The 24,912-nt window shown below is 68.0% G+C and carries 19 protein-coding genes; 9 read left to right on the forward strand and 10 right to left on the reverse strand.

Features of this window, described 5'->3' with window-relative positions; translation table 11 throughout:
• Positions 1–6: 6 nt before the first annotated feature.
• From AXYL_RS15685 to AXYL_RS15720, 8 genes are all read right to left on the reverse strand, one after another.
• Entirely contained in the window at positions 7–1,122 is a 1,116-nt protein-coding gene (locus AXYL_RS15685; RefSeq protein ID WP_013393791.1) for a PepSY-associated TM helix domain-containing protein, read from the reverse strand.
• The gene (locus AXYL_RS15690) at positions 1,122–3,491 is read right to left on the reverse strand and encodes a TonB-dependent siderophore receptor (RefSeq protein ID WP_013393792.1); all 2,370 of its coding nucleotides are present in this window, start codon (positions 3,489–3,491) and stop codon (positions 1,122–1,124) included. Before AXYL_RS15690 ends, AXYL_RS15685 begins: the two co-directional genes overlap by 1 nt.
• Before the next feature lie 117 nt (positions 3,492–3,608).
• Positions 3,609–4,577 carry a FecR domain-containing protein gene (locus AXYL_RS15695; protein ID WP_013393793.1) on the reverse strand — a complete coding sequence of 323 codons (969 nt, stop codon included), beginning with the start codon at positions 4,575–4,577 and terminating at the stop codon, positions 3,609–3,611.
• Between the two features lie 3 nt (positions 4,578–4,580).
• Entirely contained in the window at positions 4,581–5,081 is a 501-nt protein-coding gene (locus tag AXYL_RS15700; RefSeq protein ID WP_013393794.1) for a sigma-70 family RNA polymerase sigma factor, read from the reverse strand.
• Between the two features lie 159 nt (positions 5,082–5,240).
• Entirely contained in the window at positions 5,241–11,969 is a 6,729-nt protein-coding gene (locus tag AXYL_RS15705) for an autotransporter outer membrane beta-barrel domain-containing protein (protein ID WP_013393795.1), read from the reverse strand.
• Positions 11,970–12,209: 240 nt separating this feature from the next.
• Entirely contained in the window at positions 12,210–12,485 is a 276-nt protein-coding gene (locus AXYL_RS15710) for a hypothetical protein (protein WP_013393796.1), read from the reverse strand.
• Between the two features lie 82 nt (positions 12,486–12,567).
• Entirely contained in the window at positions 12,568–13,893 is a 1,326-nt protein-coding gene (locus AXYL_RS15715; protein ID WP_013393797.1) for an MFS transporter, read from the reverse strand.
• 182 nt (positions 13,894–14,075) lie between these two features.
• The gene (locus tag AXYL_RS15720) at positions 14,076–14,735 is read right to left on the reverse strand and encodes a GntR family transcriptional regulator (protein WP_013393798.1); all 660 of its coding nucleotides are present in this window, start codon (positions 14,733–14,735) and stop codon (positions 14,076–14,078) included.
• A 125-nt stretch (positions 14,736–14,860) separates the two neighbouring features.
• On the opposite strand from AXYL_RS15720, the gene AXYL_RS35080 reads away from it, so the two are divergent.
• Genes AXYL_RS35080 through AXYL_RS15745 form a run of 6 tightly spaced genes read left to right on the forward strand, consistent with a single transcriptional unit; the run spans position 14,861 to position 20,667 of the window.
• The gene (locus AXYL_RS35080; protein WP_013393799.1) at positions 14,861–15,025 is read left to right on the forward strand and encodes a hypothetical protein; all 165 of its coding nucleotides are present in this window, start codon (positions 14,861–14,863) and stop codon (positions 15,023–15,025) included.
• On the forward strand, positions 15,018–16,373 hold the full coding sequence (locus AXYL_RS15725) for an amidase (RefSeq protein ID WP_013393800.1): 1,356 nt from the start codon (positions 15,018–15,020) through the stop codon (positions 16,371–16,373). The genes AXYL_RS35080 and AXYL_RS15725 overlap by 8 nt, the downstream gene beginning before the upstream one ends.
• Before the next feature lie 14 nt (positions 16,374–16,387).
• On the forward strand, positions 16,388–17,584 hold the full coding sequence (locus AXYL_RS15730) for a CaiB/BaiF CoA transferase family protein (protein ID WP_013393801.1): 1,197 nt from the start codon (positions 16,388–16,390) through the stop codon (positions 17,582–17,584).
• A complete protein-coding gene (locus AXYL_RS15735) occupies positions 17,581–18,366 on the forward strand; it encodes an enoyl-CoA hydratase (RefSeq protein WP_013393802.1) in 786 nt (261 codons plus the stop codon). Before AXYL_RS15730 ends, AXYL_RS15735 begins: the two co-directional genes overlap by 4 nt.
• A 28-nt stretch (positions 18,367–18,394) precedes the next feature.
• The gene (locus AXYL_RS15740; protein ID WP_013393803.1) at positions 18,395–19,297 is read left to right on the forward strand and encodes a polysaccharide deacetylase family protein; all 903 of its coding nucleotides are present in this window, start codon (positions 18,395–18,397) and stop codon (positions 19,295–19,297) included.
• Positions 19,294–20,667 carry an MmgE/PrpD family protein gene (locus tag AXYL_RS15745; protein WP_013393804.1) on the forward strand — a complete coding sequence of 458 codons (1,374 nt, stop codon included), beginning with the start codon at positions 19,294–19,296 and terminating at the stop codon, positions 20,665–20,667. The genes AXYL_RS15740 and AXYL_RS15745 overlap by 4 nt, the downstream gene beginning before the upstream one ends.
• A gap of 23 nt (positions 20,668–20,690) precedes the next feature.
• On the opposite strand, the gene AXYL_RS15750 is transcribed toward AXYL_RS15745, so the two are convergent.
• Together AXYL_RS15750 and AXYL_RS15755 are read right to left on the reverse strand one after the other, a co-directional pair.
• A complete protein-coding gene (locus AXYL_RS15750) occupies positions 20,691–22,754 on the reverse strand; it encodes a TonB-dependent copper receptor (protein WP_013393805.1) in 2,064 nt (687 codons plus the stop codon).
• A gap of 240 nt (positions 22,755–22,994) precedes the next feature.
• Entirely contained in the window at positions 22,995–23,399 is a 405-nt protein-coding gene (locus tag AXYL_RS15755; protein WP_013393806.1) for a DUF2946 family protein, read from the reverse strand.
• 251 nt (positions 23,400–23,650) lie between these two features.
• Between AXYL_RS15755 and AXYL_RS15760 the strand changes: the two genes are divergently transcribed.
• The 3 genes from AXYL_RS15760 to AXYL_RS15770 all read left to right on the forward strand — a co-directional run bounded on the left by AXYL_RS15760 (position 23,651) and on the right by AXYL_RS15770 (position 24,899).
• Positions 23,651–23,875 (forward strand): antitoxin MazE family protein, encoded by a 225-nt coding sequence (locus tag AXYL_RS15760; protein ID WP_013393807.1) that lies wholly within the window; start codon positions 23,651–23,653, stop codon positions 23,873–23,875.
• Positions 23,875–24,198 carry a type II toxin-antitoxin system PemK/MazF family toxin gene (locus tag AXYL_RS15765; protein WP_013393808.1) on the forward strand — a complete coding sequence of 108 codons (324 nt, stop codon included), beginning with the start codon at positions 23,875–23,877 and terminating at the stop codon, positions 24,196–24,198. Before AXYL_RS15760 ends, AXYL_RS15765 begins: the two co-directional genes overlap by 1 nt.
• A gap of 71 nt (positions 24,199–24,269) precedes the next feature.
• Positions 24,270–24,899 (forward strand): glutathione S-transferase family protein, encoded by a 630-nt coding sequence (locus AXYL_RS15770; protein ID WP_013393809.1) that lies wholly within the window; start codon positions 24,270–24,272, stop codon positions 24,897–24,899.
• Positions 24,900–24,912 lie beyond the last annotated feature (13 nt).

Here is a 24,912-nt window from a genome sequence, read left to right on the forward strand (position 1 = left end):
TTATGGTCATGCACGGTGGGATGGGCGTATTCGCGGTCCATGCAATCTCAACGACCTCCTGCGCCACCAGAGCCAGACTCCGCTGATGCCCAATGTGCCCAGGCCCAGGCCCAGCAATGCCACGACGGTTTCGCCCGCAACGCCGCCCAACTCGCCCGTGTGCAGCGGATAAAGCACGGAATTGATCCGCGCGCCCGGATCGAGTTCGTTCCAGCGCTGCGCCGCCAGCACCTTGCCGTCGCGCGGGTCCAGCCAGACGGTGGACCGTCCGTTGGGATGCGGATCGTCCGGCACGCTCATGCGGATGGCCAAGGGCCGGTCGGTGCGCGGGGTGTAAAGAAAGTAGCCTATCGAGCCGTCCGGAAATGCCGCCTGGGCGGCGGCGGCCAGTTCGTCCAGGGACCGAGGCTGGATGGCGCCTGCGGGCTGCGTCGGCAGCTTGGGCGCGACGACCGGGGTCTGGCCGCTGGCCAGCGTGATCCAGCCGCCTATCGGACGCCAGGCCATGTAGGCGCCGCTGGCCATGCACACGGCTAACGCAAGCGCCAGGATGGCGCCGCCGTTGCGGTGCAGGTCGAACAAGGCGCGCAACGTGCCCTTATCGAACGCCATGCGCAAGGACGGCGGCCATTTGCGCGGCCACCAGACGATCAGGCCGGATACCGTCAGCACCAGATAGGCCAGCGCCGTCCAGGCCAGTATGGCTTTGCCGGTCTGTTCCAGCATCAGGGCGCTGTGCAGCTTATAGACCAGGGCGACGATGCCTTCGTCGTCAGCCCTTCTGCCCTGCTCCCGGCCGCTGGTCGGATCCAGATAGACCGTGCCGTCCCAGGCGCCAGCCGCCCTCACCCTGACCTGCATGGTTTCGCCCGAATCGCGCGGCGGACGGAAGGTGAAGGAGGCTTGCGGCCCGAACCCGGCGGCCAGATTGCGGCGCAAGGATTCGAACGATGCCGGCTGGCCGGCGCCTGCGCTTTCGGCCCGGAACAATTCCGGATGCAGCAGTTTGTCCAGCGGCCGGGCAACCACCAGAAAGGCGCCGCTGAGCCCGGAGAGGATCAGGATCCCGCCCAGGCTCAGCGCGACCCAGCGATGGCATAGCAGCCAGATGCGCTTGGGCATCAGTACGCCAGGCGCGCCTGCAGGTAGACCATGCGCGGCGCGCCGACCATGCGGCCGCCGTTGGTGTCGACGTTGCGGGTGTAGTAGCGGCGGTCAAACAGATTGTTCACGCCGACGGCCAGTTCGCTGCCCTTCCATTGCGGCAGCTTGTAGCTGAGCTGCGTGTTCCAGACGCTGAAGCCCGGCACCCGGCCTTCGCTCGCGTCGGCGCTCTCGTCTTCGGTGTTGGCCGTGTCCGAATACTGGCCGCTCTGCGCGGTGGTGTAGAGGTTGAAGGTCCAGTTATTGCGGGTGTAGCGGCCGCCCAGCGTGCCGGTCTGGCGCGAATAGAACGGCACGTCGTTGCCTTCGAACTCGCCGGATTTCTGGATGGCGCGCACGTAGGTGTAGTTGGCGTAGAGATTCAGGCCGGCGAGTGGTCCGGACTTGTCGAAGTCATAATCGATGGCGAATTCGACGCCGTTGTGGGTGGTGGCGCCCAGATTGCGGAACACGGCCGGATTGGTGCCGGGGATCGACAGGATCTGGTTGTCGAAGCGCAGATCGAAGACCGTGAATTCGGTGTGGGTCTGTTCGCCCGAGTAGCGCAGGCCGGCTTCGATGGTCTTGGCGACTTCGGGGCTGAGCGGGTTGGACGCCGACATCGAGTTCAGCTGCGTGTACTGCACCGCGCCGAACGAGGTGTTGTAGTTGGTATAGAGCGTCAGTGCGTCGTCGACCAGATAGGCCACGTTCAGCGACGGCAGGCCGCGGCTGTTGCGCAGGTCGAACGGTGTGTCGTTGGCGGTGCCGCTGGGCTGGCGGTTGGTGCGGATGTGCTCATAGCGCACGCCGGGCGTCACGCGCCATTTGCCGTAGGCGATGCGGTCGTCCAGGTAGATGGAGTGCGCTTCGGTCTTGTTGTCGAAGACCTGGGCGACGCCGACGCGCTGGCCCGTGGCCAGGGATTCCGAATAGCGCCGGTCCTGGCCGGTTTCGTGGATGTAGCGATAGCCGATGGTCACGTCGTGCGTGGTCGGGCCCCATTCCAGGCGCTGCGTGTAGCGTGGCTCTATGCCCAGCACCTGGTTGTTGCGCGGCTGGTAGTCGTTGCGTCCTGTCGTGGTGTTGATCAGCGAACTCTGGCGCGAGCTGTCGTAGTGATAGACGCGGGCCTCGAACTCCTGGGTGTCCGAGATGGAGTTCAGGTAGCCGATGTCGACCTGGTCGCGCTGGCCTTTCCAGTAGTCGGTGGGATGGGTGTTCTGGAACGGATCATCGCGGTACTGCGCTACGGTCAGGCCGCCGGGCGTCATGGACTTGACGTCGTAGTGCGCGAACTTGCCGTAGATTTCCGAGGTCGGCGTCAGCTCATAGCGCCACTTCAGCGCCACGTCGTTGTAGCGGTCGTGGCTGGCATCGCGCCATTGCTCGCCGTCCATGCCGGAGTACATCAGCGCCACGCCCAGGCCGTTTTCGAACTGCGTGCCCATGAAGCCGGTGTACTGGGTATTGGTGCCGCCCTGGCTGAAGATGTTGTAGCGGGCGGAAGCCTCGGCGGTGAGTCCGGGGGTAGTCGGAATCGAACGGGTCTTGAAGTTGATCACGCCGCCCACGTTCTGCGGGCCATAGCGCACTGCCCCGCCGCCGCGCACCACGTCGATGGCTTCGATGTTGCCCAGGCTGGTCGGCGACATCACCAGGTTCGGCTGGCCGTAAGGGGCCATGGCCATGGGAATGCCGTCCAGCAGCATGGTGGTGCGAAATGAATTGCGCGGGTTCAGGCCGCGGATGCCGACATGCAGGCCTACCGAACTGCCGCTGGCGCTGGTGCTGCCGCTGATCTGCACGCCGGGCACGCGGCGCAGCACGTCGGCCACGCTGGTGGCGCCGCTGTTCTGGATTTCGTCGCGCTTGACCAGCGTGCGGGCGCCGCCGAAGGTCTGCACGCTGTTTTCCAGGCCGGTGCCCAGCCAGTCGCCGCTGACCTGGATCGACTCCAGCGTGTTGGCGTTGCCTGCTGGTATGGCCTTGGCCGCGGGGGCCGGCGCGCGCACCACGTACCCCTGGCCGCCCTGCTCCACCGCCACCAGGCCGGTGCCGGACAGCAGTTGGGCCAACCCGGACTCCACGCCGTAGCTGCCATCCAGGCCCTGGGTCCGCAGCCCGCCCGTGTCCTCGGGCCGGAAGGAAAGCGTGATGCCGCCCGCCTTGGCGAAGGCGGAGAGCGCCTGGTCCAAGGGACCTGCCGGGATGCGATAGTCATGCATTGCGGACGGAGCCGCGCTTTGGGCTGCCGCGGGCGGCGCCGCGGCGAACGCGGCCGCCAGGCTCAGCGTCAATCCGGCCAGCCTCAGGACGCGGGTTTGGGTTTGGTCTTCGACTGCCACTTGGTCACATCCCTACAGGTCATCAATGCGCGGTATGCCGGATGAGGCCGGGAGAAAGGGACAGGCGTGATGCGGCAAAGTTGTAAATAAGTGAAACCTGGACGGACTGGCGACGCGTCAGCGCGTCAGCGTGACCCAGTAGGACGTGCGCGCCACGACGCGCAGGTCCAGCGTCTTGGCCACAACGGCGAGTAGCGCGTCGGTGTCTTGCAGGCGGAACACGCCGGACACCCGCAGGCCGCCCACCGCCGGATCGCAACGCACCACGCCGCGCCGGTAGCGCGATACCTCGGCCAGCAGCATGTCCAGCCGCATGTTGTCGGCTTCGATGGCGCCGCGCGTCCATCCGGGCGACTCCGATCCGGCGGGCGCGCTGGGCAGGAAGGCATCGGAGGTGAAGCGGACCGACTCGCCGGCGTTGAAGATCCGTTCCGGACTGCCGTTCCTGAGGTTCACGGCGACGCGGTGCTCCAGTACGGCCAGTTCGGTCAGGGCGTCGCCGTCATCCAGTTGCCGCACCACAAAGCGGGTACCCAAGGCGCGCAAGCGGCCCTGGGGCGTCTCCACGATAAAGGGCCGCGCCCTGCCCGACTGGTCGGCGGCCGTACGCACATAGACTTCGCCGCCGCGCAACTGCAGCAGGCGTGTTTCGTCGGAATAGCGCACGTCCATGGCCGTGTCGGTATTCAGGTGAACCTGGCTGCCGTCGGCCAGGCGCAGATCCTGGTCTTCGCCCACCGCCGTGTGATAGGCGCCCGCCGGCTGTGTATTCATGCGATAGGCCAGCAAGGCAGCGGGCGGCAGCGTCAGCCCCAGCGCTGCCAGGGTGCGCAGCACCGTGCGCCGGCTGACTTGCGGCGCACGCGTCAAGAGCGGCACGCCTACCGAGGCCGGCACGGCGTCGAATTGCTGCATCAGGCGCTGCGCCCGCTGCCAAGCAAGCTCGCGCTCGGGATTGCCATGGCGCCAGCGTTCAAAGGCTGCATGATCGGCCGGCCCTGCCTCGCCGGAGTGCAGGCGCACCAGCCAACGGGCGGCTTCCCGAATGACCGAGGCATCGATCGGCTTGGATCCTGTCGCGTCCATTTGTCAGGAGTCCAGCATGGTCAGGCAGATTTCGAAGCCTTGGGCCATGTAGCGCTTTACCGTACGGTCGCTCAGGCCGGTGCGCGCGGCGATCTCGACGTAGGTGAGACCTTCCAGTTGCGACAGGACGAACACCTCGCGCGCCTGCGGCGCAAGGTTACCGAGCATGCGGTCCAGCTGTTGCAGCGCCTGCTGCACGCCCAGCAGCATCTCGGGCGTAGCCTCTAATTCCGGCGGCAGCGCGGCCATGGCCTCGAGCCAGGCGCGTTCCAGCGAGCGGCGGCGCCAGTGATCGTTGAGCAGCCCCCGGGCGATGGTCGTCAGATAGGCCCTGGGCTGGCGCAGCGTGCGGACTTCTTCCGGATTGCGCAGCACGCGCAGAAAGGTGTCGTGCGCGAAGTCGGATGCCTCATCGCCATGGCCGAGGCGATGCCGCCACCATTGGCAGAGCCATTCGTAATGGTTTTCGCAGAGTAGCTGTAGCGGCTGTAGGGGGTTGGACATGCTCGAACGCCCCGATAGGCAGCGCGATGACACGGAACGGCGGCCTGCCGGGCGGTAGCGCCGGCGGCCAATCGGGGTAAATGATACCAAGAACCGTTCGCAGTATCGAACTGGCGGCAGCGAGCACTCAAGCTTCTTGAAGTCTGCCGCCTTATGCCCTCAGAACGGCACCATCACCTTCAAGGTGCCGCGGTGGCTTTGTATGTGGGACGAAAAGTCGCCGTCGTACTGCAGCCGGAAGTCGATGCCGCCCGCGTTCGACACCTGCAGCCCCGCGCCGACGCGGCCGATGACGTCGTCCATGGGCACCGAGGTCTCGAAGGCGCCCGAGCCGGCCGGCGCGCCCTGCAATTGCGCCTTGACCGTGTATTCGTCCTTGGACAGGAACGACACGCCGCCATACATGTAGGGGCGCATGGTGGCGCCGTTCTTCAGCGCCACTTTGCCGCCCAGCTCCAGCGTCGGCGACAGGGCCATGACGAACTGGTTGCTGCTTTCCACGTCCAGATGCAGGGCGTTGCGGGATTCGCTGTAGCCGGGCATGTGGGTGTAGGACGCGTCCAGGTCCACATAGGGTTTCAGATAAACGTGTTCCGCGGCGTAGGTGCGGGCGATGCGCAGGCGCAAGGCCGCGCCATAGACGTCCAGGTCCGAGTTGGCCGTGCTCTGCATGCCGGGGATGCGGATGCTGCGGTCGATGTCGTACTGGCCATAGCCGCCGCCCAGGGCCGCGGACAAGGTCCAGGGTCCGGTTTCGCGCTTGAGCACCACGCCGGCGTAGCCGCTGTCGCCCTTGCCGCTGACCCGTCCGTCGTCCCCGCTCAGATGGCTGTTTTGATAGGCGACGGAGCCGCCCAGGAACCAGCCCGGCTTTACCTGGCGCTGGCCGCCGAACTGGTAGGTGACGCCATCGAACGAAAAGCCGGAGACCCCGCCGTCGCCATCCTGGTTGGTATTGATGCCGGACACCTGGCCCCAGAGGCAATCCTGCTCGCCGGTCAGCGCGTCGCCGCCCTGGAATGCCGGGCACGACATCATGGCGCCGGTAAAGCGCGCCATGCTGGCCTGCATCTGCGCGGCGGGCGCCACGGTGACGCCCGCCGACAGGTCGGACAGCCGGTTCGAATAGGTGTCGGCGCCTTCCCGGGAGGCCATGTCCAGCGCCGCGAACAAGGACGCCATGGCGGCATTGCCGCCCAGGTTCCAGGCGCCCTGCATATGCCGCGCCACCGAGCGCTGGTTGGCCGCCAGCTGCATGGACGGCGCGGCGAAGTCGGCCTGCACCGCGCGCACGCGCACGTCCTGGCCGTCCAGCCTGGCGTCGTAGTCGATCACCGGGCTGTCTTTGGCCGCGGGGCTGCCCTGGACGTCGCCTTGCAGCGTCGCCACGGTGACTTCGTAATCGGGCAGCAGCGTGATCGGCTGCACATTCACCTGGCCGTCCAGGCGGGTATCGCCCTGCACCACCATGCGCGGGGATTTGAGGTTGGCGAAGTCCACGTCCGCCTGCAGGATGCCGCCGGCTTGCAGATTGAAGTTTCCCGCCACCGTCAGGTTGTCGAACGCGCCGGACCGGCCGATGGCCACCAGGCCCGCGTTGTCGATGTTGGCCTGATAGAGCGTGGCGTCGCTCAGGGTGCCGGTGGCAGCGTTCCAGACATTGCAGGCGATGCCGCCCGCGCCGCCGCCGCATTCGATGTTGCCCAGGACGGTCCCTGCATTGTTGATGGCGAGGTTGGCGCCGGAGGGGCTGGCGAGGAAGCTTGCGGTCTTTGCTTGCTGCAAGGACGCGCCGTCATAGCGCACCGCGCTGCCGCCGGAGCCGGCCGTGATCGTGCCCGCCGTGCCCACGGTCAGCGTGTTCTGCTTGTCTCCCACGATCCAGACGCCATAGGCGCCCGCGCCGCTGCCGCCGCTGACGGCACCGTTGACGGTGACCGCGACCTGCCCCGAGCCCTGCGGCCCCGCGCTTTGTGCAAAGATGCCGGTGGCGCCGGCGCCGGTGGCGGCGATGCTGCCGCTCTGCGTCACCGTGACGTTCTCGCCCGAACCCGTGCTGCCAGCTCCCGCCGTGCTGCCCGCGAAACCGCCGGCGGCGTTGCCGCCGAGCCCGCCCCCGCCGCCGATGGATTGGGCGATCACGCCGTAGGCGTAGTCGCCTTGGGTCGTGATGTTACTGGCGACATTGAGGTTGAGCGTGCCGCCGCTGCCGCTGCCGCCCGTCTGGCCGCTGCCCGGGGTCCAAGCGCCCGAGCCCAGTTGCAGCCCCTTGCTGATGTCGCCCGCGATACCTCCGCCGCCGCCGATGGACTGCGCGATCACGCCATGCGAGCCCGCGCCGCTGGTGCTGATGTGGCCGCCGGCATTCAAGGTCAAGGTCACGGCCCCGCCGTCGCCGGCCGCGCCGCCGCGCCCGCCCAGCGACACGCCGGTCAGGTTGCTGGCGTCGCCCGCGCCGCCCAGGCCGCCGCCGCCGCCGATCGATTGCGCCAGCACGCCATAGGCGCGCGCGCCTTGCGTGGTGGCGGCGATGCCGGTGGCGACGTCGATGGCGCCGCCCGAACCGGCCAAGCCGCCGCTGCCGCCCACCGAGACGCTCATGGAATGGCTGTTCTGCTGCAGCTTGGAGCTGCTGTTGCCCGCGCCTGCCGTGCCGCCGCCGCCGCCGATGGACTGCATCGCCAGGGCTGGCGCGTCGTCGCCCGAGGTCTGGACGTTCAGCCATCCGCCCCCGCCGGAGGTCAGGATGCTGCCGCCGTTGCCGGCCACGCCGCCGGTGCCGCCAAACGAGGCGCCGACGGTGATGGTGCCCTGTGCCTGGTCCGAGCCGTCGCCGCCCTGCCCGCCGCCTCCGCCTATGGATTGCAGCAGCACGCCATAGGCGCTGTAGCCCGCAGTGGAAATGCTGTTGCCATGGTCGTCGTCGAAGGAGACGCTCAGGTTGCCGCCGTCGCCGCCGGCGCCGCCGCTGCCGCCCACGCCGATGATGGCGTTGGCCTTGATCTTGCTGCCCGAGGCGCTGGACGATCCGCCTACCCCGCCGCCTCCGCCTATCGATTGGGCCACCAGACCGTCGGCCCAGTCGCCGGCGGTGGCGATCTTGCCCGCGTAGTTAACGCTGACATTGCCGCCATGGCCGCCCGTGCCGCCGGTGCCGCCCACGTCCACGCCGAATTGGTAGGTGCTGTTCTCGTCGTCGAGCCGTTCCTTGTTGTCGCTGTGGTTGCCGATCCGGTCCAGGATGGGATAGGACGAGGCGTCGGCGCCCAACGACCCGCCCAGTCCGCCACCGCCGCCGATCGATTGCAGCAGGACGCCATCGGCGTCGCCGCCTTCGGTGCGGATCGCGCCTTGCAAAGTGGCATTGATGTCGCCGCCCGTGGCGCCCGAGCCCCCGGTGGCGCCCAGGCCCACCTGCAAGCGGGCGGATGGCCGGTCTTCGGCGCTGCCGGCCACGTTCAGCGTGCCACCCTGCGAGGCTCCGCCGCCGCCGCCGATGGACTGCGCCACAATGCCGCGCGAACCCGAGCCCAGCGTGCGGATGGTGTAGTTGGGGTTCAGCGTCACGTCCACCTTGCCGCCGGTGCCGCCGGCCCCGCCAGTGCCGCCCAGGGCCAGGGTGAGCTTGACGTTGGTGGGGCCGCCATGCGTGTAGGCGTTGCTGCTGCCCACCCCGCCATTGCCGCCGCCCCCGCCTATGGATTGCGCCAGCACGCCATTGGCGTAATCGCCATAGGTCACGATGGTGGACGCCGGCGGCACGCGTACGCCCGGCGGCGTCAACAGCGATGGGGGCAAGCCGGCATAGGCGCCGTTGGCGTCGCCCAGGCCCACGCTGACCGCGCCGCCGTTGCCGCCGCCGGAGCCGGAGCCGCCCAAGGTCATGCCGGCGGACAGCGAGATCGTGGTTTCATCACCCAGCACCGTGGACAGCACGGATGAATCGCCGCCGTTGCCGCCGCCTCCGCCTACCGACTGCGCCATCACCGCGTGGGAGCCGTCGCCCAGCGTGACGACCGTGGAGCCGTTGCTGAGGTTGACCTGCGTGACGCAGGCGGCATCTCCGGCCGGGCAGGCGTCGCTGCCCGCCCCGCCGCTGCCGCCTACCGCCGCTTCGAAGTTGAACGCCAGCGACGCGCCCTCGCCGGTGGGCACCGCCAGCACCAGATCGCTGGCGCTGGAGCTGCCGCCGTTGCCGCCGCCGCCTCCTATGGTCTGCGCCAGGATGCCGAACGAATCGTTGGGCGCGTAGGTGTCCGGGTCGATGCCCGGGCTGGCGTAGTCCATGCCCGTGGCGACATGGGAACTGCTGAGGTTCACGATGGAGGAATAGCCGGTGCCGCCCGAGCCGCCGCTGCCGCCCAGCACCACGGCCGCGTTGAAGCCCACGGTGACGTCGTAGTAGCTGGCATCGCCGCCATTGCCGCCGCCCCCGCCTATCGATTGGGCCAGGATGCCGGCCGAGTGGGCGCCGCCGGTGCTGATGTTGAGGTTGCTGTAGCCCACCTTGACCTCGGCGGCCTTGCCCCCGCCGCCGCCGCTGCCGCCCAGTTGCAGCGCGGCGAACGAGGCCACGCTGGCGTTCTTGACGCTGCCGCCGGTGCCGCCGCCGCCGCCGACGCTCTGCGCGATGATGCCCGGCGCATAGTTGCCGTGAGTGGCGATGTTTGACGTCGAATACGTCAACGTGCCGTCGCAGCCGCCCTGATTGCTCATGCAGACCGAGCCGCCGTCGCCGCCGCCGCTGGCGCTGCCGCCGATTGCCACCGACACGCCGACCGATGCGGTGAAGGTGTCGCCGCCGTTGCCGCCGCCCCCGCCCACCGACTGGGCCAGCACGCCTGCACCGAATTGGCCGGCCGTCTGGATAGAACCCAGATCCTGGATGATGACGTTGCCGCCCGCGCCGCCCCCGGCGCCGCCGCCGCCCACACCCAGCACGCCGATACTGTCGCCGCCGCTGCCGCCGCCCCCGCCGATGGACTGGGCCACCATGCCGATGGCGGCGTTGCCGGCCGTCGTGATGGAGCCGGTGTTGCCGAGCACCACCGTGCTGCCGGACGAACCGGTGGCCCCGGCCGAACTGCCGCCCACGCTGAGCAGGCCAGTGGCGCTGCCGGAGGCCCCGCCGCCGCCGCCGATGGACTGGCCGATCATGCCGTGCGAGTTGTAGCCCGACGTGGCGATGGAGCCCGTGTTGTTCAGGGTGACCTGGCTGGCCGCGCCGCCGCCCGCGCCGTCTCCGCCCAGCGAAACCAGTTCGGCCGTGTCCGCGCCGCCCGCGCCGCCGCTGCCGGCGATGGACTGGGCCAGCACGCCGTAGGCGTGGTCGCCGCTGGTCGTGATGGTTCCGCCGGTCGTGGCGGTCACCGTGCCGGCGTTGCCGCCATTACCGCCGTTGCCGCCCTGGCCGCCCAGCACCGAGACGAAGTCGCTGCCGGTGCCGCCGCCGCCGCCGATCGATTGCGCCACGATGCCGGTCGCAAAACTGCCTGTGGTGCTGATGGCGCTGCCGCTCGCGGCTACGACGTTGACAGCGCTGGCGTTGCCGCCAAACCCGCCGCCGCCGCCCTGCCCGGCCAGCGCGGTGCTGTCGCTGCCATCGCCGCCCTGTCCGCCCAGGCTTTGCGCCGCCAGGCCGGGCAGGTTGTCGCCGCGGGTGGCGACGCTGGCGCCCTGATAGAGATTGATGGCGACGCTTCCGCCCGCGCCGCCATTGCCGCCCGAGTGGTCCTTGTCGGGACCCATGCCGCCTTTGCCGCCTATGGCGCGGGCAGCGACGCCCGCGCCTTCGATGGTAGCGCCAGCGGCCGAACCGGCCACATCCAGCAGCACCGAGCCATTGACGTCCACCGTCACCTTCTGGGTCCAGCTGTCCGAGGTGCCGCCGCCGTTGCCGCCGTTGTCGCTATTGTCGGTCGAGGCCGTGCCGTCGCCGCCGATGCTCTGCGCATAGATGCCAAAGACCGTGGCGCTGTCGTAGACCTGCCAGTAGCTGTAGGCCTGGCCCTGGTGCGTCACCTGCACCGTCCCGCCCGTGCCCGCATTGCCGTTGTTGTAGCCGCCCATGCCGCCTATGGAATTCGCGTAGATGGCGGCGCCGTTGGCATAGGTGCGCAGGCGCGCCGCGCTGCTGCCCAGGTTGATGGCGCCGGTATTGCTGACCGTGACCGTGCTGGCGTTGCCGCCATTGCCGCCCACCTGCTCGCCGTATTCCAGCGTCGGGTCGTTCTGGTCGCCGCCCGCCCCGCCCAAGGCGCGGGCATTGATGCCGTACAGGCCCTGGCGCGGCGTGGGCAAGGAACCCGACATCGTCAGGTTGCCGGAGTTGGTCACGGTGACGGTCTGGCCCAGGCCCCCGTGGCCGCCGTTGGAGTCGTTGTTGTCGTTGGCGGGGTCGCCGATCCCGCCGGACGATACCGCCATGATCAGGCTGTTGAAGTTGCTGAGCGCCGTGCCGTTGAGCGCGACGTCGCCGCTGCTGGACACGGTGACGTTGCCGCCGTCGCCCGCGGTGCCTTCGTCCACGCCGTCGCCGCCGCGCGATAGGGCCGTGACCACGCCCAGCGGGTTCAGCCGGGTCTGATTCGCGTCGGCGCTGTAATTGCCCGATGAGGTGACGGACACGTCAGGCCCGTTCTGGCCGTCCTTCTCGTCGTTGTGGTCCACCCCGCTATCGCCTTCGCAGATGGCCTGGGCGCTTGGGTAGTTTCCCGACGACACATTCAGCGAAGGGCCGCCGGCACAGGCGTAGCCGGCCTGCGCGCTGCCCGTCGCGCCCCAGGCGCAGGCGCCCAGCGCCGACACGACGGCGAGTCGCAGGGTGTTCTGCCGCAGCAGAGGGAAAGGCAGGCCGGGGTTGCGCACGGAGAAAGAGATGGGCTTCATCGATTCGCGGATTCTGTTGACCTGAGCGCGAAGGCCGCCCGGATGCCCGGGGGGCGCTCAGTAGTAACTGGCAAAGTTTCGCCACTAGAATCCGCAGGGTGCGCGCCGGGTGCAACTTTTTTTCGACGAATCAGTGGTTTTTTTCGACGAAATCCGCAAAAAAAACCACATCGTTACATTGGGTCCGGGCTTAGGTGTAAGCGAAAGTTAGACCCGCTGGAGGCGGCGCCGCCCCGCATATCAGGAACGGGTGGAGCCGCTGGCCGACGCCAGCAGCGTCTGCCCTTTCTGCGTCAGGATGACGACCGGTTCGGTATGCGCTTCTTCCCGGTCCTCGGACATGTCGACCAGCCCATTGGCGGTTGCGTCCTCCCAGGCCGACAGACGCGGGCACGAACTGCGCCAAGCGTCCATGGTCTGCGCATAGGTGCGCGGCCGCTCGGCGATCCAGGCCAGGAATTGCAGCAAGTTGCCGAGCTGGGAGGTGCCGGGCTCGAGTGTGGGGTTGTCGTGCATGATGTGCTCCCGCCATGGCGGCTGTCCATGAACAATACTCCGGCGGGCTCGCCGGAGTCATTCCGCCTGGAGCCGTGCCGGCCTAGACCGCCAGCCTGCGCATCGTCAGCGCGACGACCGCCGTGGCGACGAGCTGCATGCCGGCCACAACGTACAGCCCGGCGGCGACGCCGCCCGTCCATTCCTTGAGCCAGCCCATCATGAAAGGCGTGGCGAAGCCCGCCAGGTTGCCCACCGAATTGATGAAGGCGATGCCGCCGGCCGCGGCGGTGCCGGTCAGGAATGCTGCCGGGATGGCCCAGAACACCGGGAAGGCGCCCAGCACGCCGATGGCGGCGATGCTCAAGGAGGCCATCGCCAATACCGGACTGCCGATATAGGCGCCGGTCAAGGACAGGCCCAGCGCGCCGACCAGGGTGGCGCCCGCGCAATGCAGCCGGCGTTCGCGGGTGGAATCGGAATGCATGCCGTTGATCACCATCGCGGCGGTGCCCAGTATGAAGGGAATGGCCGACAGCAACCCGATGTTCAGGGTGCCTTGCACGCCCAGTTCGCGCACGATCGAAGGCATCCAGAACGCCAGCGTCGCGTTGCCGCCGACGATGCAGAAGTAGGCGGCGGTACACAGCCACAACGCCGGCAGGCGCAAGGCCTGAGCGAAGCTGGCGTGCTTGGCGGGATCCAGGCGCTCGCTGTCCAGTTCAGCCGTGAGCGCGGCCTTTTCCGCCGCGCTGAGCCAGCGCGCCTGCTGGGGGCGGTCCGGCAGATACGCCAGCACCACCATCCCGGCGATTACGGACGGAATGCCTTCCAGCACGAACAGCCATTGCCAGTTGCGCAGCGGGGCCACGCCGTCCATGCCGCTCATGATGAGACCGGCTATCGGCCCGCCCACGATGCCGGCCAGCCCGAACGACGTCATGAACCAGCCATTGATGCGCCCTCGCCGGCTGGCGGGAATCCAGTACGTCAGATAGAGCATCACCCCGGGGAAAAAGCCGGCTTCGAAGGCGCCGAGCAGAAAGCGCAAGACGTAGAAGGAAGTCGGCGTGGTGACGAATGCCATCGCCATCGACGTCAGGCCCCACATTATGGTGATGCGGGCCAGGGTCTTGCGCGCGCCGATGCGCTGCAGCAGCAGGTTGCTGGGCACCTCGAAGATGAAGTAGCCGATAAAGAAGATGCCCGCCCCCAGGCCGTACACGGCCTCGCTGAAGCGCAGGTCCTGCAGCATCTGCAACTTGGCGAAGCCGACATTGACGCGGTCGATCCATGCCAGCAGGAACAGGAATATCAGGAAAGGGATGAGTCGCCAGGCGACCTTGCGGTGCATCAGGCCTGGATCGGCGGCGGCCGACGCGGCGTCTTGTGGCGGTGCGGAGAGGGGTTGCGGTGAAACAGCATCCATAGCGGGTTCCTCGGTGGAGCGGATCAGGGGTAGCGCCCTAGCCCGCCGATACCGGGGCAAGGTCACGCGAGCAGATGTTTTCGGCTGCTATAAATATATTTTGCCATTTTGAAAAAATACAATAATGAGGATTTACCCGCATTGTCCGTGCGCGGGACGAGTCTTGCCCCGATGCCGGATCGTCAGGCCAACAGGTTCTTGGGCAATGCGGCAACAAAGGAAGCAAAGCTGATCGACCCTTGCCCGGGGCTCATGTGCAGCGTCATGACCGCGGCCGCGCGGGCCGAGTCCTGCGCCTGGATCGCCTCGAGCAACTGGCCGTGCTGCTCCCACGACGACGCGAGCCGGCCGAAGGCGGAGAAGGCGTGGAGCCGGTAGGCGCCCGTGCGCGAGCGCATGCGCAGGATCTCCTGGCGTAGATAGGGATTGCGGGCGCCCATGTACAGCGCATCGTGAAACCGCCGGTTGTGCTCCTGCCAGGCGTCGGTGTCCTCGCGCCGCACCACCGCGGCGGCGCGCTCATGGATGACCGCCAGCTCATCGCGTTCCGCGGGCGTCATGCGTTCGCAAGCCAGGCGCGCGCCGATCCCCTCCAGTTCGGCCAATAGCTCCCACATGGCCATCAGCTGAGCCACATCCATCTTGGCCACCACCATGCCGCCGCGCGGCAGGCTGGCCACCAGCCCCTGCGCCTGCAGTTGCAGCAGCGCCTCGCGCACCGGCGTGCGAGAGACGTCGTAGGTCTGCATCAGCATCTGTTCGTCGACGGGATCTCCCGGCAACAGGCTGCCGTCGCGGATCGACTCTTCGACGGACAGGCGGATGCGCTCAGCGGCTTTCATGGCGGACTCCGGTCAGGGGATAAAGAAAATTCATCCACAGCATAGTATTTTCTTGACTTATATAAATATATTTATGAGACTAGACTTTTATTTTACCGAGCAAAGTGCGGCAGGAGGTAATGAGCATGGAAGACTCGTCCAAGCAGGCGTGGCAGGCCTGGGTGGCCTTGGTGTGCAGTACCCATGGCCTGACGGTGCCCGCCGAAACCCAAGCGGCGGTCGCGCGCGGCTTGCTGCGCCTCTCCGTTATCGAGGCGGATATTGCGAATTGCGGGGATGAGGATGCCTGACCTCCGCGCTCATCTTTCCATCGGCGACATGCGCAGGCGCTATGAGCAGGCCACGCCGGGCGAACGCGCCGAGCTGGTTTCGGCGCAGGCCGCCACGTTCGAGCGCAGCGCGGCTGAGCTGCACTGCGCCACGCGCATCTATCAGCCCTGCCCGCCTGCCGGTCGGTCCGGCGGTTTGCTGGAAGGTGTGGCGCTCGCGCACAAGGATGCATTCGAGACCGGCGCGCATGCGCCTGGCCGTGGCCGGCCGTTGCGCGACGATGCGCCGGGACCGATGGCGACCGTACTGCGGCGCTTGCAGGACCAGGGCGCGCTCAATCTCGGCGCCCTGGCGATGGCCGAGCACGCCTGCGGGGCCACGGCCGAGAATCCGCATGGCCCGGCCCTGGTCAATCCGCTCGATCCCGCCGCCGCGGTGGGCGGCTCTTCCAGCGGCTGTGCGGTGGCGGTGGCGGCCGGCCTGGTGCCCGCCTCGCTCGGCACCGACACGGCCGGCTCGGTGCGGATGCCGGCGGCTACCTGCGGCCTGGTGGGGCTCAAACCGACCCAAGGGGTGATCCCGGCGGATGGCGTGGCGGCCTTGGCGCCGACGCTGGACACGGTGGGGGTGATCGGCCGCGACGCGCTGGACGCCGCCTGCGTCTATGCCGCGTTGCTGCCATCGGCGACGGTCTCGCCGGCGCTACCCACGGATGCGGCGGGTATCGAACAGGAACTTTCCAGGCCCCGGCGCTGGCGGGTGGCGTCCACGCTCGCGACCGCCGGCGCGCGCCCCGACGTGGGCGCGGCGATGGCGTGCTTCGAACAGCGATTGCGGGATTCGGCGCGGATCGCTGCCCAAGCAGGGCCCGATCTGGACCGCCTCAACCGCCTGGCGCAGATCGTGCTGCACGCGGAGGCTGCCGCCACGCTCGCCGGCAGCGTGCGCCGCGAATTGGCGTCGCTGGCGCCCGCCACCCAGGCCATCGCGCTGCCTGGTTGGGCCATGCCGGCGATCTGGTATCGGCATGCTCTGTCGCAAATCGCGTTGTCGCGCGCCGCGTTCGTGGCCACGTATCTCGTCGATGCGGACCTGCTGCTCACGCCCTGCCTGCCGCAAGGGGTGCCGGACCGCTCGGCGGTCACCACCAGCAGCCCTGCTTTCGAGCCGCGCGCGCGCGCGGCGCTGCATCGCCACCACGCCTACCTCAACTATCTGGGCCTGCCCGCGCTGGTACTGCCCGTCGGCATCGACGCGCTGGGCCGCCCCGTCTGCGTGCAAGCGGTCGGCGCGCCTGGCAGCGATGCCCTGCTGCTGGCCTTCGCGCACCAGTTCGCCCTGCCCTTTTCCGCCATCCTGCAACGCTAATCCACGGACTCATCATGGCCAGAATCAATGCCTCCCCCACCCTTGCGCGCTTTCGCGTGCTGGACCTTTCGCGCGTGCGCGCCGGCCCGACCTGCGTGCGCATCCTGGCCGATTTCGGCGCGGACGTGATCCGCATCGAGCCGCCGGCCGGAATCGATCCCAACGAAGCCATGTTCGCCGCCGACCGCACCGGCGGCGATTTCCAGAACCTGAACCGCAACAAGCGGTCGATGACGCTGAACCTGAAGAAGCCCGAAGGCCTGGCCATGTTCAAGCAGCTGGTGGCCACGGCCGATGTGGTGGTGGAGAACTGGCGTCCCGACGTCAAGGCGCGCCTTGGGGTGGACTACGAGGCGCTGCGCGCCATCAATCCCCGCATCATCCTGGCCAGCATTTCCGGCTTTGGCCAGGACGGTCCCTACGCGGATCGGCCAGGCTTTGACCAGATCATCCAGGGCATGGGCGGCCTCATGTCGGTCACGGGCTTTGCCGGCGGCGGTCCGCTGCGCGCCGGGCTGGCGGTCGCCGATTGCGGCACCGGGATCTACGCCGCGGTCGGCGTCCTGCTGGCCTTGCTGGAACGGGAACAATCCGGCGTCGGCCAGTGGGTCCACAGTTCCCTGCTGCACACGCAGATTGCGCTCATGGATTTCCAGGCGGCGCGCTACCTGAACGACGGCGACACGCCGGTGCAGGCGGGCAACGATCATCCGACCAGCAGCCCGATGGGCCTGTTCGAAGCCAGCGACGGCGCCTTCAACCTGGGCGCGTCGGGCGAAGGCAACTGGCGCCGCCTGTGCCAGTGCCTGGACGCGCCGCAATGGCTGGAGGATCCGCGCTATGCGACCGAGAAGCTGCGCGTGGCCAACCGCGCCGCGCTCAATGAATCGCTGGCGCAGCGCTTCCGCCAGCAAAGCGTCGCGCATTGGGTCGGGCTGCTGAACGGCGCCGGCGTGCCGGCAGGTCCGGTCTACAGCATTCCGCAAGTATTCGAGGACGAGCAGGTCCGCCATCTGGGCGTGGCGCAGCCGGTCGCGGACGAGACCGGACATGAATACCGCCTGATCTCGCAGCCCGTGGCGTTGACGCGCACGCCCGCCCAGATCGCTCGGCCTGCCCCCGGCTGGGGCGAGCACACCCGCGAGATGCTGGCGGAGATAGGCTATGCCGAGGGCGACATCGAGCGCCTGTATGGCCAGGGGGTGGTATGAGCGGCGGCCAGATCCAGGTGGACCTCCGGGAAGGGATTGCGACCCTGACGGTCTGCCATCCGGAAAAGCGCAATGCGATGACGCTGGCCATGTGGCAGCAACTCGCCGCCGCACTGCGTGAACTGGAGGGCGCCGGGGTCCGGGTGCTGGCGCTGACCGGCGCCGGCACCCGGGCTTTCGTGTCCGGCGCCGACATCAGCGAGTTCGACCAGGCGCGCGATGGCGCTGCCGCGGTCGCCAGGTACAACCAGGCGGTGGCGGACGCGCAACAGCTGCTGGCGGAATTCGCGGCCCCGACCGTGGCGCTGATACAGGGCGCCTGCATGGGCGGCGGCATCGGCCTGGCGCTGGCCTGCGACCTGCGCTATGCCAGCGCCAGCGCCCGTTTCCGCATGCCGGCCGCGCGATTGGGGCTGGGCTACTCCTATGCCGACATGCGCAGGCTGGTGGACGTGGTGGGTGCGGCATCCGCGTTCGATCTGTTCTATACCGCCCGCAATCTCGACGCCGAGCAGGCCGAACGCCGCGGCCTGGTCCATGAACGGTACGCCGACGACGATTTCGCCCGTCAGACCCAGGCCCGGGTGCGCGGCATTGCCGCCAATGCGCCCCTCTCCCTGCGCGCGGCAAAGGCGGCCATACTGGCGACCATGAATCCGCCCGCGCCCGCCCGGCTTGACGCGATCGATGCCCTGGTGGCCGACTGCTTCGCCAGCGAGGACTACGCCGAAGGCCGGCGGGCGTTCGCCGAAAAACGCGAGCCGGTCTTTCTCGGCCGTTGAGACGTCTTTGAACCATGAGCAAGATGCCATGAACAACCCACGCATTCCTTTCATGCTTTCCAGCCAGCGCCCCCCCTTGGCCGCGCTGGACGGCCGGCCCATCCTGGTGCACCTGGTGGTCAATGTGGAGCACTGGCCGTTCGACCAGCCCATGCCCCGTACCTTGCTTACCGCGCCGCATGGACGCGAGACGGTGCCGGACGTGCCCAACTACAGCTGGGCCGAATACGGCCTGCGCTGCGGGCTGCCCCGGCTCATCGACGCCATACGCGGCCGCGGCCTGCCGGCCTCGGCCAGCCTGAATGCTTCGGTCATCGATGCCTATCCCGAGGCGGCGCAGGCGCTGCTGGAGGCCGGCTGGGAATTCATCGGCCACGGCATCCACCAGCGGGCGCTGTCGCAAGAGGACGGCGACGGCCAGGCCCGCACCATCGCTGCGGCGCTGGACCGGATCGAGCGCTTCAGCGGCAGCCGTCCGCGCGGCTGGCTCTCGCCCGGCCTGCGCGAAACGCTGGACACGCCGGATCTGCTGGCCCAGGCCGGCATCGACTACCTGTTCGACTGGTGCCTGGACGATCTGCCCAACTGGATGCAGACCGCCGGGAGGCCGCTGCTGGCGCTGCCCTACGCGCTGGAGCTGAACGATTCCGTCATCCACGCGGTGGAAAAGCACGCCACCGGGGAATTCAGCCGGCGCCTGGAACGCACGCTGGACCTGTATGCCCAAGAGGCCCAAGCCGCGGGCTGTCCGCGCGTCCTTACGCTGGGATTGCATCCGCATCTGATGGGCGTGCCGCACCGCTACGCCGATCTGCTGGCCATGCTGGACCTGTTGCAGCGGCATCCGATGACGACCTTTGTCACCGGCGCCGCGATGTATGACTGGTACGCCAGCCAGGTTCCCTCCAAATCCGCCGGAGCCGCCGCATGAACGCTATCGATACATTGGTCGCGCACTTGCTGCGCACCCGCTACCAGGACCTGCCGGCGGCGGCGGTGTCGGCGGCCCAGACCTTCATTCTCGATGCGGTCGGCGTCGGGCTCTCCGGCTCGCGCCATCCCCGCATGGCATCGCTGCGCCAGGCGGCCCAGGCTTTGGGCCAGGGCGCGGAGGCCACCGTCTGGGGCAGCGGCGAGCGGTTGCCGCTGGCCAGCGCGGTCATGCTGAACGCCTATCAGGTCTTCAACCAGGAGTTCGACGCCATTCATGACCGCGCCGTGGTCCATGCGTTTGCCTGCATCGTGCCCGCGGCGCTGGGCTACGCCGAGCGCGAAGGCGGCATCGATGGCCGTCAACTGATCACGGCGGTCGCGGCCGGATTGGACTTCGCCATCTACGTCGCGCTGGCCCAGCGTGCGCCCATGCGCTTCTTCCGGCCCGCCATGTGCGGCGGCCTGGGCGCCACGGCCACGCTGTGCAAGCTGGCGGGACTGGACGAAACCGCCACGCGCGACGCGCTGGGGCTGGCATACAGCCATCTCTCCGGCACCATGCAGGCACATATCGAAGGCTCTCCCGCAGTCGGCCTGCAGGTCGGCCTGAACGCCAGAGCCGCCGTCACATCGTTCGAACTGGCGCGCGCGGGCTTCCCCGGGCCGCGCGACATCCTGGAAGGCCCCTACGGCTACTTCGCGCTCTATGACGCTGGCCAGGCCGACTGGGACGCGGTCCGCGAGGATGTGGGCCGGGTGTTCCAGATCACCCGCATGAGCCACAAACCGTACCCGACCGGCCGCGCCACGCACAGCGGCATCGGCGCCGTGCTGGATCTGATGCGCGCCCATGCGCTGCGGCCCGAGGACGTGGACCAGATCACGGTTCGCGCGTCTTCATTGATCGTGCGCCTGGTCGGACGCCCGGCCCATCCAGGCATGGATTCCGCCACCGCCAGGCTGTGCATGGGTTATGCCATGGCCACGGCCATGCTGCGCGGCCGGGTCGGCATCCCCGATTTCGATCCGGCCGCGCTGGCCGAAGCCAGGACTTTCGAACTGGCAACCCGCATTCTGGTGGTGGATGATGGCAATCCCGACCCCAACGCCATGTGCCCCCAGCGGGTCGAATTGCGGCTCAAGGACGGCCGCGAATTCACGGTCGACATGCCGGCCTTTCCCGGCAGTCCGGAACGCCCATTGGGCGTGGCCGAACAGGACGCGAAGTTCGAAGCCTGCTGCGCCTCCGCGCAGCCGCCCTTGCCTGCCGCGCAGACGCGGGAACTGGCGCGCAGGCTGCGCGGGCTGGAGGGCGAACGGGACGTGCGCGGTATCGTCGAGCTGTTGACGGCTCCGCGCGCGTCCTGATTGCACCTGCCGGACTGGGTGCGTCAGTACTTGAAGCTCAAGCGCGCCCAGACCGTGCGGCCCGGTTCATTTACCGCGGTGTTGGCGGCATAGCCGAAGCCGGTGTTGCCGGCCAGGTTCAGGTGCTCGCTGTAGGTCTTGTTGAACAGGTTGTCGACGCCCAGCGACAGGCGAACCTGCTTGTTGACCGTATAGCCGCCGTTGATGGAAAACACGCCGAAACCCGCGCTGGGACCGAAGTCCTTGCCCACGACATTGCCTTGGTTCAAGGCGTAGCGGCGCTGCGCGGCCACGACGCGCCACAACGCGCCGGCGGACCACGTACCGTCGTCGTAGGCGGCGCTGAGCTTGGCCTCCAGCGGCGGCATCTGCGGCAGCGCGCTGCCGTCGCTGCGGTTCTGGCCCCAGGCATACGCCAGCGTGGCGCCCAGCTTCCATGATGGCGCCGGCTTGTACGAGACGCCCAGCTCGCCGCCCGCGATGCGCGCGTTGACGTTCGTGGCCTGCGACGTCGGACCCATCATGCCGCCCGAGGTGTAGCTGAACAGGATGTAGTCGTTGATGTAGCCGGCGTAGCCCGAGAACCAGGCGTCCAGCGTTTCTGTCTTGTATTGCGCGCCGAAGTCCAGCTGAGTGGTCTTCTCAGGCTTCACGCCTTGGAAAGCGTTGACGGAACCCGCCGGGCCGCGGTCCGGGGAAAACAGCTCCCAGTAGTCCGGGAAGCGCTCCACATGGCCCAGGCCGACATAGAGCGTGGCCGGCAGCGAGGCCAGATCCTTTTCGTAACGCAAGAAGCCGCTGGGCAGCGTGTCGTTGCGGCGTTCATCCGCCGTGGGATTGGGCATGGGCATCATCATCGAGCCGTTGTCCTGGCGGAAATCCTTGGCCGAGGCCCAGTCGATCCGCGCGCCGCCGATGATGCGGCTGTCCGGCGCGGCGCGCCAGGTCAGCTCGCCGAACAGTCCGGTGTTGGAAAAGTCCGCGTCCTTGATCCAGCTCTGGCTGCTGTACGGCACGGTGTCGGTGCCGTTGCGGGAGCGGTGGCGGCTCTGCTGGAAATCCAGGCCGGTGACCAGGCTGACATCCTGCGACAGTTCCCAGGTGCCGGCGTAGCGGCCGCCCCAGGTTGCGCGGTCCACGTCGGCCGCCATGGCCATGGGCATGGCGCTCATGGGGTCCGGCGCGCGCAGCGTGTAGTTGTCCATCACGTGGTCGGCGTAGTTGTAATACAGCTGTGCTTCGACCTTGCTGAGCACGGGCCCGAGGTTGCGCTTCTCGAAGCGCAGGCCGAAGCTCTCGCGCTTGAATTGGGAGCCATCCATGCCGCGCCCGGCGTAGCGCGCTTCGCCGTCGCCCGTGCCAGCAGTCAGTTCGTACAGCGTGTCGGCGTCGGGCGTGAAGCCCAGGGTCAGGTCGGCGTTCCACTTGTCCCAGCGCGAAGGCACGGTGTTGCCGTCGCCGTCCTTGTAGTCCTGGGAGTGGGAATGGTTGGCCGTGATGCGCGTGTAGACCTTGTCGTTGCCCACGGTCAGATCGGCGGCCTGGTCGTTGCGGCCGAACGAGCCGCCCGTCAGGCTGCCGTCGAATCGCACGCCGGCGGCCGTGAATCGCGGCGTGTCGCGGTCGAACTTGACCGTGCCGGCCGACGCGCCCGGTCCCCACAGCACGGTCTGCGGTCCCTTGATGACCGTGAGCTGGTCGAAGTTCTCAGGCGAAATATAGGAGCTGGGCGCGTCCATGCGCGCCGGGCAGGCGCCCGGCATGGAGGTGCCGTTGGTCAGCAGATTCAGGCGCGAGCCGAACATGCCGCGCAGCACGGGATCGCCATTGGTGCCGCCATTGCGGATGGCCGAGAAGCCGGGAATCGTCTTCAGATAGTCTGTCCCGTCGCTGGCCGGCAGCGGCTGGCGCGGGATCTTGGGATCCGTGGTGAAGGTCAACGGCGCGCTGGGTTCCACGCCCGTAATGACCACGGGATCGGTGGTGTAGATCTTGTTCGTCTCGGCGGCTTGGGGCCAGACGGGGAATGAGGCGGCCAGGGCGGCGGCCAGGCAACTCATACGCAGGAATTCCTCTTTCTTGGTCATGTCAGGTTTCTATCGATCGGGAAAGTTCTGTAGCGGGCGCGGACTGACGGCAACCCGCGCCTTCAGGGGTGAAGGCCCGCAGTCGCACGTCTGAGGCGCGCATTGATGGCACGTGGACGCCCCTCCCCGCGGCGCGCGGGACCCGTGGTCCGGTGCGTGCCGGCGATGCTGGCGCAGCCGTTCAGGCCCGCAGGCTTGCGGGCTGAGCGGATGGCCTGTCGATAACGTGCGGGAAGGAGGTCAGGCGGACTGAGGCGGCGCTCGCGACCGCTGTGGCAGCCGGGCTAAAGCGCTGGAGAATTGCGGTTCCGCGGCCGGAGGATGGACGGCGGGCGCCGTCGCCGGCAGGAACCAGGCGAGCAGGAGAATTTCGGGAGGCGTGGCCCCGCTGAGCATGGCGCAGCCTGCGCTGCAGCAATGCGGCAAGGCGCCGCTGTGCTGCTGTGCGCCCTGCCCCTGCCCATCGACATCCAGCGTGACCACGCGCGGGCCGCTGGCGGTGCAGACGATGGTGGTGACTCCCGCCTTGGCCGTTCCCATGCCGGAGGCCGCCAGCGCGGAGGACGCGATCAGCGCCTGAAAGACGAACAGGGTCATCGCGACCAGCGCGACCCAACGTCTACGGGCATAGGAAGATGCGTGCATCAGGGATTCCTTATCGGCGCAGATGCTATCACGCAGGGCGGAGCAGATGCCGCGGATGCATCGGGTCTTGCGGTCAATTCGGATTGCGACATGATGTAGATCAGATATCGTGAGCGGTTCTATCCATACGGACGGCCAACGTGGCTATGACATGCTTGATTGACGAAACGCGGCTCGTGGCGGCAACCGCGATACCCGTTGCATGTAACGACTTCCCCGTGTACTCTGTTACATGCAACAGGGAGGCTGCCATGGTGACATCCAGTGTGAACGCCCGCGTCAACAAGCATCGCACCGCGCTGCGCATGGCCGGCTTGCGTCCGGTCCAGATCTGGGTGCCTGATACCCGACGGCCGGATTTCGCCGAGGAATGCCTGAGGCAATCGCGCCTGGCGACCGAGGCCGATGCGGCAGATCACGCAACGCATCGCCTGATGCATCAGGCGATGTCCGAGCTGGAAGGCTGGGAGCCCTGATGCGCGGCGAACTGGTGACAGTCGTGGCGCAAGGCGATTTTGGCAAACCGCGTCCGGCCCTGGTCATTCAGGCTGACCTGTTCAGCGAACATGGAAGCATCACCGTCCTGCCGGTGACCAGCAGTCTGGTCGAGGCTCCCTTGCTGCGGGTCAACGCAAGGCCGACTGCTCAGAACGGTTTGCAACAGCTATCTCAAATCATGGTCGACAAGGCGCTAACCGTAAGGCGGGACAAGCTTGGCCCTGCTTTCGGCCGCATCGAGGCTGCAACGCTGCTGGAAGTCGAGCGCTGTCTGGCCGTCTTTATTGGAATCGCCAAGTGATCGGGCTACCCTGTCGCGGGCAGCTTGTTGTGGCGACCCGGCTTTTCACCCATTGAACAAAGAGGATGCAGATGTCCCGTTGGACTTTTTATTCCGCCCCTGGCACCTGTGCGCTGGCGACGCATATCGCGCTGCGCGAAGCTGGCGCCGATTTCGATCTGGTCAAGCTTGATATGGGCGCCCTGCAGCAGCAAAGCCCTGAGTACCTGCGCGTCAATCCCAAGGGCCGCGTGCCGGCGCTGGCGACCGAACACGGCGTGCTGACCGAGACCCCCGCCCTGCTCGCCTTCGTGGCGCAGAGCTTTCCGGCCGCGCAGCTGGCGCCGGTCGACGATCCGTTCGCATTCGCGCGCATGCAGGAATTAGCGAGCTATCTGGCGTCCACCGCCCACGTGGCGCACGCGCACAAGCGCCGCGGCGCGCGCTGGGCGGACGATCCGGCCGCGCATGCCGCCATGCAGGCCAAGGTGCCGCAATCCATGACCGCCTGCGCCGCCTATCTCGAATCGCAAATCGTCGGCCCCTGGGCGGCGGGCGAACATTACAGCGTGGTCGACGGCTATCTGTACACCATAGGCAGCTGGCTGGAGGGCGACGGCGTGGACCTGACGCAGTTTCCCAAGCTGACGGCCTATCTGGCCCGGGTCGCCGCCCGGCCGGCCGTGCAGCGAGCGCTGGCCGAAGCGCAGGCCGCCGCCTGACTGCCCATGCAAT

The sequence above is a fragment of the Achromobacter xylosoxidans A8 genome (genome assembly GCF_000165835.1).
GTDB lineage: Bacteria > Pseudomonadota > Gammaproteobacteria > Burkholderiales > Burkholderiaceae_B > Achromobacter > Achromobacter xylosoxidans_B.